Source organism: Hymenobacter aerophilus DSM 13606, assembly GCF_000382225.1.
GTDB lineage: Bacteria > Bacteroidota > Bacteroidia > Cytophagales > Hymenobacteraceae > Hymenobacter > Hymenobacter aerophilus.
On the sequence record NZ_KB907802.1, the window covers coordinates 210,474 to 222,619 of the forward strand.

Annotated in this window: 8 protein-coding genes; 4 read left to right on the forward strand and 4 right to left on the reverse strand. The window is 67.1% G+C overall.

The annotated features are described in order from the left end of the window. The first annotated feature begins 19 nt into the window (after positions 1 to 19). Positions 20 to 586, forward strand: a complete 567-nt coding sequence (locus H145_RS0103710; protein ID WP_019946792.1) for a TlpA family protein disulfide reductase — start codon at positions 20 to 22, stop codon at positions 584 to 586. A gap of 174 nt (positions 587 to 760) precedes the next feature. Continuing rightward, entirely contained in the window at positions 761 to 2,806 is a 2,046-nt protein-coding gene (locus tag H145_RS22495; protein WP_157541103.1) for a tetratricopeptide repeat-containing sensor histidine kinase, read from the forward strand. 106 nt (positions 2,807 to 2,912) lie between these two features. On the opposite strand, the gene H145_RS0103720 is transcribed toward H145_RS22495, so the two are convergent. Continuing rightward, entirely contained in the window at positions 2,913 to 3,926 is a 1,014-nt protein-coding gene (locus H145_RS0103720; RefSeq protein WP_019946794.1) for a chemotaxis protein CheB, read from the reverse strand. A gap of 192 nt (positions 3,927 to 4,118) precedes the next feature. On the opposite strand from H145_RS0103720, the gene H145_RS19840 reads away from it, so the two are divergent. Continuing rightward, a complete protein-coding gene (locus tag H145_RS19840; RefSeq protein ID WP_205619294.1) occupies positions 4,119 to 7,151 on the forward strand; it encodes a CheR family methyltransferase in 3,033 nt (1,010 codons plus the stop codon). Positions 7,152 to 7,413: 262 nt separating this feature from the next. Further along, positions 7,414 to 9,792 carry a PAS domain-containing sensor histidine kinase gene (locus H145_RS0103730; protein WP_019946796.1) on the forward strand — a complete coding sequence of 793 codons (2,379 nt, stop codon included), beginning with the start codon at positions 7,414 to 7,416 and terminating at the stop codon, positions 9,790 to 9,792. Positions 9,793 to 10,040: 248 nt separating this feature from the next. Here H145_RS0103730 and H145_RS19845 read toward each other — a convergent pair whose 3' ends face one another. From H145_RS19845 to H145_RS0103750, 3 genes are all read right to left on the reverse strand, one after another. Then, positions 10,041 to 10,481, reverse strand: a complete 441-nt coding sequence (locus H145_RS19845) for an EamA family transporter (RefSeq protein ID WP_019946797.1) — start codon at positions 10,479 to 10,481, stop codon at positions 10,041 to 10,043. A 1-nt stretch (position 10,482) separates the two neighbouring features. Continuing rightward, a complete protein-coding gene (locus H145_RS0103745; RefSeq protein WP_157541106.1) occupies positions 10,483 to 10,941 on the reverse strand; it encodes a DUF4259 domain-containing protein in 459 nt (152 codons plus the stop codon). An 82-nt stretch (positions 10,942 to 11,023) separates the two neighbouring features. After that, positions 11,024 to 12,013, reverse strand: coding sequence for an NAD(P)H-dependent glycerol-3-phosphate dehydrogenase (locus tag H145_RS0103750; protein ID WP_019946799.1), 990 nt, complete (start codon positions 12,011 to 12,013; stop codon positions 11,024 to 11,026). Positions 12,014 to 12,146 lie beyond the last annotated feature (133 nt).

A 12,146-nucleotide genomic window follows, 5' to 3' on the forward strand; every position in this document is an offset into this window, starting at 1 on the left:
ACCTTAAATCTGACAACTGATGAGCCGCAAAACCCTGCTGAACCGGCTGCCGCTGGCGGTGTTTGGACTACTACTATTTACCCCGTTGCGGCCCGTGGCATTGGGCACCGGCCTGGGGCGGGCCGCGGCGCCAACCGCCCCAGCGGCCACGCCCGTAGTGGCCGTGCGCGCGGCGGCAGGCGGCCTGCACTTGGTAACGGCCGACGGCAAGCCGCTCGACCTAAACCGGTTTCGGGGCAAGGCCGTGTTCGTGAACCTGTGGGCCACCTGGTGCCCACCCTGCCGGGCCGAAATGCCCGGTATCCAGGCCCTCTACGAGCGCACCGATACCAGCAAGGTGGCCTTCGTGCTGATTTCGCTGGACCGGAGCCCAGAAAAGGCGCAGAAATTCGTGCTGCGCCAGGGGTTCAGCTTTCCGATCTACTTCCCGGCCGCCCCCCTGCCCCCGCCCTTCGACTCGCAGACTATCCCGAGCACCATCATCCTGAGCCCCGACGGGCGGGTGGCGGCCCGCTACGAGGGCCTGGTCGACTACGACACGCCCGAGTTCCAGCAGGCCCTGGAGCAGCTGGCAACCCGGCAGTAGGCCCGTCAGTAGGCCCGGCCGGGACAACCGGTGCGGTCTGGGGCGGCATGCCGACAGGAGTAGGTTTACCCCATGCTGCTGCTATTGAATGCCTTACCGGCAGTGCAATTTTCGGCAGGATAGGTAGGCTGGCAGCGTATTAGGATAATACCGGTAGCAAAGTTACCTTTCCCCATGCGCCTCCCTCTCCTGTGCCTTAGTTTGCTGGCCGGCTTGCTGCTACTGCCCGCGGCCGGGCGGGCCCAGAGCCCCCAGACGCAGCCGCTGCGCCTGGCCCTGTCCCGCGCCCCCACCGACACAGCCCGGGTGCTGCTGCTGGCCGATCTGGCCGCCACCTACCGTTACTCGCACTTCGATTCGGTGAGCTACTACGCCCACCGGGGCCTGCGCCTGGCCCGCAGCATCGGCTACGTGCGCGGCGAGGGCCGCTGCCTGTCGCGGCTGGCCATTCTGCCCGGCGAGCGGGGCAACCTGCCGCAGGCGCTGCGCCTGAACCTGGCCGCGTTGCGCCTCAACGAGGAAAGCGGCGACTTGGAAGCCACCGCCCGCACGCTCAACCAAACCGGCCTGCTCTACTATGCCCTCGATGATTACCGTCCCTCGCTGCGCTACTCGTTCCGGGCGCTGCGCCACTACCAGCGGGCGGGCACCACCGACACCTCGCAGCTCATCAGCGTGATTGCCAACCTGGGCGCCAGCTACGAGGGCCTGCGCCGCTACGATTCGGCCGCGTTCTACCTAAACCGGGCCTGGCAGCTGACCCGGCGCCACCGCCCGGGGGCCTGGAGCTGCTGGGGCAACCCCGCGCCCTACGTGCTGCGCGAGCTGGGTTTGCTGCGGCTGGCCCAGAACCAGCCCCAGGCCGCGCGCAGCTTTTATCGGCGCAGCGCCCAGGCCGCCGAGCCCGAAAACGACCAGCGCAGCGCCAGCCGCGCCTACCAGTACCTGGCCGAGCTGTATGCCCAGCAGGGGCGCTCCGATTCCAGCATCTTCTACGCCCACCGGGCCCTGCGCCTGGCCGCCAACCTGCCCTACGTGGTGGGGGTGGTGCGCAACAGCGGCCTGTTGGTGCAGGCCTACGAGGCCCATCAGCAACCCGACAGCGCCCTGCACTACATCCACATCCTGCTGGCCGCCCAGGACAGCCTGACCAATCCGCGGCGCATCAAGCAGCTCGATGCCATTGCCTTTAACGAGCACACCCGCCTGCTGGAGCTGGAGGCCGAGCGGGACGAGCTGCTGGACCGCGTGCGCACCGGCGTGCTGCTGGCCAGCGCCGGGTTGTTGCTGCTGGCGCTGCTGCTGCTGTGGCGGCGCCACCGCCAGCAGCAGCAGGCCACCCGCCGCCTGCAGGTGCTGCACCACCAGCTCGGCGAGCAGGCCCGCGAGCTGACCACCCAGCGCGACAACCTGGTGCAGACGCTCAAGGAACTCAAAATAACGCAGGGCCAGCTGGTGCTGCGCGAAAAGATGGCCTCGCTGGGCGAGCTGATGGCCGGCGTGGCTCACGAAATCCAGCGGCCCGTGAGCCTGCTGCGGCGCTACGCGGCCGCCAGCCTGGAACTCTGCGGGGAAATGCGCCAGCAAGTAGCCCTGTTGCGGCTACCCCTCCATCAACAGACGCTGGCCGACAAGCTCCTGGATTCGCTCGACCAGCACCAGAACCGCATTCTGGACTATGGCCAGCGGGCCGATTCGGTGGTGAGCGGCATGCTGGAGTATTCGCAGGGCGGTGGCGGGGCGCGCCAGCTCACCGACCTCAACGCCCTGGCCGAAGAGTACCTGCGGCTGGTGTACCACGACCTGCGGGCCAAAAACCGCTACTTCAGCGCCGCGCTGTTGCTGCACCCCGACCCGACGCTGGAACGCCAGATGGTGGTGCGCCAGGACCTGGGCCGGGCCCTGGTGGGCGTGTTCAGCGCCGCGCTGCAGGCCGTGGCCCAGCGCCAGCGCCAACCCGATGAGGAGTACGTGCCCCAGGTGGAGCTGACCACCCGCCGCACGGCGGCCAGCGTCGAAATCCGGGTGCGCGACAACGGCGAGGGGCTGCCCCCGGAAACGCTGCTCACGGTGTTCCAGCGCTTCCCGGCCGGGGCCGAAACCGGCCTGAGCCTGGCCCTGAGCCACGACCTGATTACGCGCGGCCACGGCGGCACGCTCAGCGTCAGCAGCCAGCCCGGCCGCGGCACCGAATACTGCATCGTGCTACCCGTGAAGTGAGCTGTTAGCTGCAAGCTATAAGCCACAAGCTGCAAGCTGATGTTGAAAGTCAGCTTGGAGCTTGGAGCTTGCGGCTTGTAGCTTGTAGCTTGTAGCTTGTAGCTCACTACGGTATTTCCGGGGGGAGGGGGTCGTTGTGGCCGTTGAGTAGGAACTCGCGCAGGCGGTTGACGTGGCGCTTGAGCTCAACAATGCGTTCGAGCTTCGATTCGCTGTCGAGGGCGGCCACGCCCGACTGGCCGGCCAGGTTGCGCAGCAGGTTTTTGCGCTCCTCCATCATGCGCAGCGCCACCCACAGCGTTTCTTCCAGCTCGCGGCGCGAGTCGTCGAGCAGGGCGCCCAGCGTGAAGGCGTGGCCCGTGTGGCAGCGGAAGCGCGTTACCTGGCCCTCGTTGAGCTGCCACAGGCTCCCGCCGCAGCCCGGGCAGGTAAGCGGGGCGGGCGTGCCGAGGCGGGCCACCTGCTCGGTAGAGCCCACGATGCGCTCGGCAATGGCGGCCTCCAGCTTGATGTCTTCGGGAATGATGCCGGCCGGGCGGGGCGGCTCCTGCACGAGGCGCGTGAGCAGGGCGCCCATTTCGGCCAGCGGCACCACGTAATCGACGGCCACGTTGCTCAGGGCGCTTTCGGGCATGCTCGGAAACTCGGCCTCCAGCGGGTCCTGCACCACGGCCCGGCCGCCCGCCCGCTTTATTTGCTCGAGCCCGGCCGTGCCGTCGTGCAGCAAGCCGGTAAGCACCACGCCCACCACCGCCGCGCCGTGGTGGGCGGCGGCCGAGCGGAACAGCGCATCGACGGCGGGGCGGAAGTTGTTTTCGCGCGGGCCCTTGGTTACCAGCAGGTGCCCGTCGCGCACCAGCAGATGGCGGTCGGGCGGGGCCAGGTAAAGGTGGCCGGCTTCGAGGGGCTGCCCGTTGGTGGCCAGCGCGCAGGCCAGCGGCGAGGCGGTGGCCAGCCGCCGGGCCAGGTGCTCGCCCGACGAGGTGGGCGCCAGGTGCTGCACCACCAGCACGGCCGCCGGCAGCCCGGCCGGCAGCTGGCTCACCAGCTGCACCAGGGCCGGCATGCCGCCCGCCGAAGTACCGATAACAATAAGAGAAGCGGGGGTTTGCGAAACCATGCGAAGTAGTCAGACACGAAAGAAAAGCCGGCGCAGGTCATCTGCACCCGGTTTGGCATACGTAGCGGGCCGGGCGGCTTGTTACAGTGCAGCGGCCCGAAATTGCGGCCCGCCCCGCCGGCTGCCGGCCCGGCCCTACCAACTTCCTGCGTAAATTTGATGCCGGCCGGCCCGGCCTGCTTTCTCCTGCCCATGTCCAGCCCCGCCTCCCCCGACCCCGCTTACCAACCAGACCTGCAGGACCAGGAGCCCGCCGCCCCGATTGCCGTGCAGCCCGCGCCCGTAGAGAAGCGCGTGAGTGCCAGCCAGCTGCGCATGGCCCAGCGCCAGGAAAACGCGGCCGACAAATTCCCGATTGTGGGGCTGGGCGGCTCGGCCGGGGCGCTGCAGGCCTTCGAGGCCTTCTTCCGGCCGCTGCCGGCCAACCCCGGCATGGCCTTCGTGGTGGTGATGCACCTGCTGCCCGACCAGCCCACCGAGCTGCCGGCCGTGCTGCGGCGCTTTACCAGCATGCCCGTGCTCGAAGCCGCCGACGGCCTGAAGGTGCAGCCCAACCACGTGTACGTGCTGCCGCCCGACCGCGACATGAGCATGCTGCACGGTAGGCTGCTGCTGTTTCAGCCCACCCAGCCCCGCGGCAAGCGCCTGCCCATCGACTTCTTTCTGCAGAGCCTGGCCAAGGACGCCCGTGAGCGGGCCATCTGCATCATCTGCTCGGGCCTGGGCTCCGATGGTACGGTGGGCCTGAAAATGGTGATGGAAAATTTTGGGATGGTGATGGTGCAGAGCCCCGAAACGGCCGAGTACGACGCCATGCCCCGCTCGGCCATTGCCACCGAGTTTGTCGACTACGTGCTGCCCGCCGAGCTTTTGCCGGCCAAGCTGCTCGAATACCTGCGCACGCCCGTCTTCGACCGGCCCCAACGCGAAGCGGCCGAGTCGGCCACGCAGCCGGCCCACGCGCTGCAGAAAATCTTTATCCTGATTCGGGCCCAGACCGGCCACGATTTCAGCTTCTACAAGCGCAACACGGTGTTCCGGCGCATCGAGCGGCGCATGAACGCCCACCAGATCCGCGAGTTCACCCAGTACGTGCGCTACCTGCAGGAAAACCCCACCGAGGTGGAGGCCCTGTTTCGGGAGCTGCTGATTGGCGTAACCAAGTTTTTCCGCGACCCCGAGGCCTTTGCCTCGCTCAAGCGGCAGCTGCCGCCGCTGCTGCGCCTCAAGCCCGCCGACAGCGTGGTGCGGGTGTGGGCGCCCGGCTGCTCGAGTGGCGAGGAGGCCTACTCGCTGGCCATGCTGCTGCTCGAATGCCTCGACGGCATCGACCCCGCACGCTACCTCAAAATCCAGCTGTTCGCCACCGACATCAACCCGGCGGCCATCGACTTTGCCCGCGCCGGCCTCTACCCGCCCAACATCACGGCCGACGTGAGCCCGGAGTGGCTGCGGCGCTTTTTTACGCGCCAGCCCGATGGCAGCTACCAGATAACCAAGGAAGTGCGCGACGTGGTGATTTTCGCCGTCCACAACATCACCAAGGACGCGCCCTTCACCAAGCTCGATTTGCTGTGCTGCCGCAACCTGCTGATTTATTTGTCGGCCGAATTGCAGAAAAACCTGCTGCCCGTTTTCCACTACGCCCTCAACCCCAGCGCGCTGCTGTTTCTGGGGCCCAGCGAAAACCTGACCGGCTACCAGGAGCTGTTTATTCCGCTTGATATGAAGTGGAAGATTTCGCGCCGCAACGATTCCTCGCCCTCCATTACCCGGGTGGTCAACTTCCCGTTTGCCCTCTCCCAGCACCCCACGGCGGCCCCCGGTACTGCTATTGCCATGTCCTCTGCTTCGCCCCGCAAAAGCGGGCCCTTTGCCGCGCTGGTCCAGAAAACCCTGCTGCGGACCTACACGCCCCCGTCCGTGGTTGTCAATGCCAAAGGGGAGATTCTGTACGTGAACGGCCGCACCGGGCGCTACCTGGAGCCGGCGCCCGGCCTGAGCGGGCTCAACCTGTTCGAAATGGCCCGCGAGGAGCTCAACTACGAGCTGAGCGCCGCCGTGCACAAGGCCAGCAGCACGCGCCAGACCGTGGTAGCCGAGCGCGTGCAGGTGAAAACCGACAACGGCTACCAGCTGCTGCGCCTCACAGTGCACTACCTCGAACAGCCCGAGCAGCTGGCCGGGCTGCTGCTGGTAGCTTTCGAAGACCAGCCCACGCCCCGCAAGGTGCGCACGGCTAAGGCCCGCCCCGCCGACACCGACCGCAACGCCGTGGTGGAGGCCCTCGAAAAAGAGCTGCAGTTCACCAAACACCGCCTCCAAACCACCATCGAGGAGATGGAAAGCAGCCTCGAAGAGCTCAAAAGCACCAACGAGGAGCTGCAAAGCGCCAACGAGGAGCTGCAGAGCACCAACGAGGAGGCCATGACCAACAAGGAGGAAATGCAGAGCCTGAACGAGGAGCTGATGACGCTCAACATGCAGTACCTGAGCAAAACCGAGGAGGTGAGCCAGGCCGCCAACGACATGAAAAACCTGCTCGACGCCACGGAAATTGCCACCGTGTTCCTCGACAACGACATGGTTATCAAGCGCTTCACGCCCACCATGCGCCGCATTATGCAGCTGCAGCCCGCCGATGTGGGCCGGCCCATCACGCACTTTGCCAGCACGCTGCGCTACGAGGGCCTGGAGCGGGACGTGCGCCAGGTGCTCGACCGCCTGACCAGCGTGGAGGCCACCATCGAAACCACCGCCGACGAGTGGTTTTCGATGCGCATCCTGCCCTACCGCACCCTCGACAACTACATCAGCGGGGCCGTCATCACCTTCACCGAGGTGTCGGGCCTGAAGCACCTGGAAAGCCGGCTGCGCGAAAGCACCCGCCTGGCCGAGAGCATCATCGAAACCATGCAGGAGCCGCTGCTCGTGCTCGATGCCGACCTGTGCATCCAGAGCGTGAGCCAGCCGCTGGCCCGGCAGTTTCAGCTCGATGCCAACCGGCTGCGCGGCCAGCCCCTGGCCGCCCTCGGCACCCCCGACTGGGACCACGCCCCCCTGTACGCGCAACTGCACGCGCTCATCAAGGGCTCGGGCCTGGCCTTCGACGACCTGCGTCTGCCCGGCCCGCAGCACAACCAGCCGGTGCGGATTTTCGCCCGCCACCTGCTCAGCGCCGGCCACGACACCGGCCACATCCTGCTGGGCATGCAGCCGCTGTGAGGTGAGGAGGTGAGGAGGTGATGAGGTGAGGGGGTGATGAGGTGAGGGGGTGATGAGGTGAGGGGGTGATGAGGTGAGGGGGTGATGAGGTGAGGGGGTAGTGAATATCTGTCATCCTGAGCTTGCGAAGGACCTATACAGAAGCTGACATCTGATAATAGCTTCTGTATAGGTCCTTCGCTCCGCTCAGGATGACAGTAGAAACATGGCAGCTGAAGCGATGCGGCGCTATCTTTACCGTATCGACCAAGCCCCGCCCCGTATGCCCGCCGACCTGCCGCCCTCCGATTCCAGCACCGACCACGAGGGCTTGCGGCCCGAATCGGCGGCGGCGGGCGAGGCCCTGCGCGAGCTGCGGGCCCGGGCCGAGCGGCGGCGGCTGGTGACGCAGAGCCCCCCGCCCGAAAGCCCGGCCGAGATGCAGCGGCTGGTGCAGGAGCTGCAGGTGCACCAGATTGAGCTGGAAATGCAGTACGAGGAGCTGCTGCTGGCCCAGGCCGAAGCCGAAGCCAGCCGCGCCCAGTACCTCGACCTCTACGAGTTTGCCCCCGTGAGCTACTGCACCCTCGATGCGGCCGGCACGCTGCTGCAGCTGAACCTGCGCACGGCCCAGCTGCTGGGCCTCGTGCGCCAGCAGCTGCAGGGCCGCCGGCTGGCCCTGTTCGTCGAGCCCGCGCAGCGGTCCGGGTTCCTCGATTTTCTGACCCGCGTGCTGGCCGCCGACCCCACCGACCCGGCCCGCCACGTAAGCACGCTGGCGTTGGTGCGCCCCGACGGCCAGCCGCTGGAGCTGCGCCTCGAAGCCACCCGCGCTCAGGGTGCTACCGGCCAGCCGCTGGCGCGCCTGGCTTTGATTGATGTAACCGAGCAGCAGCGCGCTACCCGGGCGCTGGCCGAAAGCGCGCAGCGCCTGCGCCAGGCCCTCGACGCGGCCACCATGGGCGTAGTGAGCTGGGATTTTGCCACCGACCAGTGGCAGGCCGATGCCCGCGCCCAGGCCATCTGGGGGCTGCCCTACACCACTGCGCCGCGCCCCGCCGATACCCTCGCGGCCTACCTGCACCCCGCCGACCGCCCCCGCTTCCGGCAGCTGGCCGAGCGGCCCGCCCCCCCCACCACCGAGTTCGACCTGGAGTTACGCCTGACGCAGGCCGGCGCCCCCGACCGCCACGTCAGCCTGACGGGCCACACGCTGGCGCCCGGGCCGGGCCACCCGCAGGGCTGCCTGCTGGGGCTGGTGCGCGACCGGACCCAGCGCCGCCGCACCGAGCAGGAGCTCAGCTACAAAACGCAGCTGCTGGAGCACATCCTGGCTCATCTGCCGGTGCTGCTGGGCCGCCTCGACCCCTCGGGCCACTACCTGGAGCTGGTGGGCGCGGGCCTGCGCCGCCTGCACTTAGCCGACAACGAGCTGGTGGGCCAGTCGATTTTTGAGTGCTTCCCCAGCCTGGCCGAACCCAGCCACCGGCTGCTGGCCGGCGAGCCGGTTGATTTCGTGGGCTCGGCCAGTATTGAAGGCGAGCCGGTGTACTACCAGAGCTACGGCTTTTTTGACACCGCGCGCAACGAGGCCGTGATGTTTGCCCTCGATGTGACGGAGCGCGAGCAGCAGCGCGCCAAGCTGGAGCAGCAGCAGCAGTTCACCCAAAGCCTGCTCGACCACAGCATCGACGCCCTGATTGCCCTGGATGCCGGGCAGCGCATTACGGCCTGGAACCGGCAGTCGGAGCTTTACACGGGCATCAGCGCCGCCGCGGCCCTGGGCCGGCCGTTGGACCAGGTGCTGCCCGTAGTAGCCGACGACCCCGCTTTCCGGCCGCTGCTGGCGCGGGCGCTGGCCGGCGAAAGTAGCCAGCTGCTGAACTGGGGCGGGCGCTACTTCGTCGGTCAGCTCGACCTGAACCTACGGCCCTTCAGCTCGCCCGGCCAGCCCAGCGGCGTGCTGCTGATGGCCCGCGACGTAACGCAGCGCGAGCAGCTGCTGGCCGAAACCACCCGCCTGCAGCTGCGCCAGCAGCAGCTGGTGCTCTCGGCCATTCTCACCACCCAGGAGGAGGAGCGTCGCCGCATTGCCGAGGCCCTGCACAACGGCGTGGGCCAGCTGCTCTACGCCACGCGCCTGCACCTCACCCAGCTCCCCGACTCGGAGCCGCTGCGGGCCGGCCAGCAGCTGCTGCAGGAAGCCATCCGGGCCACCCGCAGCATCTCGTTCGAGCTTACGCCGCGCATTCTGGAAGATTTCGGCCTGCCCACCGCCCTGCGCGAGCTGGCCGACCGCGTGCCGGTAAGTTTGCTGCGCCTCGACCTGCGGCTCGAAGGCCTCGAAGAGCCCACCCGCCCCCTGCCCGCGCCGGTGCAGATGGCCGCCTACCGCATTGTGCAGGAGTTGCTCAGCAACGTGATGAAACACGCCCAGGCCCGCCGGGTGGCGCTGCTGGTTGCCGGCCAGCCCGCCCGGCTGCGCATCCGCATCACCGACGACGGCGTGGGATTCGAGCCGGCGCCGGTGCCGGCCAGTGGCGGCATCGGGCTGGCCGGCATCCGCAACCGCGTCGAGCTGCTGGGCGGCACGCTGCTCATCACCTCCGCCCCCACTAAGGGCACCACCATCGAAATCGAACTACCGCTACAAGGTGAGTAGTGAAATGGTGAGTTGGTGAAATGGTGAAATGGTGAGTACATAACGATACGCCGGAGCCCCAGCGGGGCGGCATATCGGTAGCGCTTTTGCAACACAAACGCGCAAGCCCCAGCGGGGCGACACAGACCGTCCAGGCATTTGTGTCGCCCCGCTGGGGCTTGCGTGTTTATGTTTTGGTCAAGCCTACCAATATGCCGCCCCGCTGGGGCTCCGGCGTACCGTTATGTACTCACCACCTCACCATTTTACTACTCACCTCGCGCCAGCAGCACCACGCCGCCCACGATGGCCATCAAACCCAGCGCCTGGGGCCACGAGAGGGTTTCGCGGGCCACCAGCACGCCCAGCAGGGCCGTGAGCAGCACCGAGCCGCCCACGATAATGGGCGTACCCACCGAGGCCGGCACGCCCCGCTCGAACACCACGAACGTCAGGATTTCGGCCAGGCCCACGCCCAGGCCGGCCAGCGCGGCCAGGCCCAGGCCCCGGCCCGTGAGGCCCAGCGGCGCGCCCTTCAGGTGCAGGCTCAGCAGCCACACGCCGCCCAGCGCGGCGGCTACCAGCTGCAGCACCACGGCCCCGGCGGCGGCGGCAATGTGGCCCGCGGCCAGCTTGATAAAGAAGTTGTAGCTGGCCAGGCATAACGCCGCCAGCAGCGCCAGCCCCAGCCAGCCGCCCGCCCCCGCCACGCTACGCGACGGTGGGCTTGTCGAGGCGCTTGAGCAGCTGCCGCTGCAGGCCCTCCCAGTTCTCAAACTCGTCCGAATCTTCCCACAGCTCGCGCAGCTCCGAGTCGGCGCTCAGAATGGTGCGCACGGCCTGCTGGGCCGGCTGGCGCAGCGGCTCCACGTGGCTCAGGTCGAGGCGCGGAATGATGCTCAGCAAATCGTTGGGGAAGTTGCGGGCCGGCCGGCCCAGGATGGCGGCCACGATTTCGGCCGCCGCCAGCGCCTCGCTGGCCAGGTCGGCGTCGAGGTAGTCGCCCGCCGACTCCTGCACGGCGGCCAGGGCCTGTTCGAGTACGCCGGCTGAGGGTTCGGCCTTGAAATCTTCGGCAAAGTCGGCGGCCGTGTCGTTGTCGAAGTTGTAGTAGCCCCAGGCTCCCATGATGCGGTGGTATTGGTGGTTGGGTGATGAACTGCGGCGCAAAAAAGGAAATTATCGGCACATGCGGCCCTGTTCAGCTGCGCGGCTAAGCCAGCCCGGCCAGACGCCGGCCGGGCCCGGGCCGCTACTTCAGCTTTTCTTTCAGCAGCTCGATTTCAATGGCCGGCGCAATCTTCTCATACAGAATATTGTAGGCGGCCGTGATGATGGGCATGGACACCTGCAGCTTGCGGTTGATTTCGTGGATGCTTTTCACGGCGTAGTAGCCCTCGGCAATCATGTTCATCTCCAGCTGGGCCGATTTCACCGAGTAGCCCCGGCCCACCATGCTGCCGAAGGTGCGGTTGCGCGAGAACTGCGAGTAGGCCGTCACCAGCAAATCGCCCAGGTAAGCCGAGCCCGACAGGTCGCGGGGCTGGGGGTTGAGGGCGTGGGCGAAGCGGCGCATTTCCTGCACGGCGTTGCTCACCAGCACGGCCTGGAAATTGTCGCCGTAGCCCAGGCCGTGGGCAATGCCGCCGGTCAGGGCAATGATGTTTTTCATCACGGCGCAGTACTCGATGCCGTCGAGGTCGGAGGCGGGGTTGGCCTTCACGTAACGGTTGCGCAGCAGGCGGCAGAAGTCTTCGGCCAGTTCGGCATCGGGCGAGCCGATGGTCAGGTAGCTCTGCTTTTCGAGGGCCACCTCCTCGGCGTGGCAGGGGCCGGCCACTACGCCCAGGCGGGTGTGGGGCAGCCGGAACCGCTTGGCCACGTAATCGGTGATGAGCACGTTTTTTTCCGGAATCATGCCCTTGATGGCCGAAATCACCCGCTTGCCTTTCAGCGCGTCGCGGTCGAGCTTATCGAGGGCGCTCTGCACGAAGGCGGCGGGCACGGCCAGCACCAGCCAGTCGGCAGCTTCCACGGCTTCCTTCAGGTCGGTGGTGGGGCGCACGCGGTCCAGGTCGTGGGCCACCGACGAGAGGTAGCGTGGGTTGTGGCGGGTGCGCAGCAGGTGCTGCACGTCGTCTTTGCCGCGCATCCACCAGTGCACGCGGCTGCCGTTTTCCGACAGGATTTTGGTCAGCGCGGTGGCCCAGGAGCCGCCGCCGAGCATGGCTATTTTTTCCAAGATTGAGGGAGTCGGTGAATGAGTGAATGATCGACGAAGCGGTAAGTTGGCAACTAAAAAATTGTCATCCTGAGCGCCGCGAAGGACCTTACCACGCAAATCGTTTTAAAAACGACTTTTCCAACGTGATAAG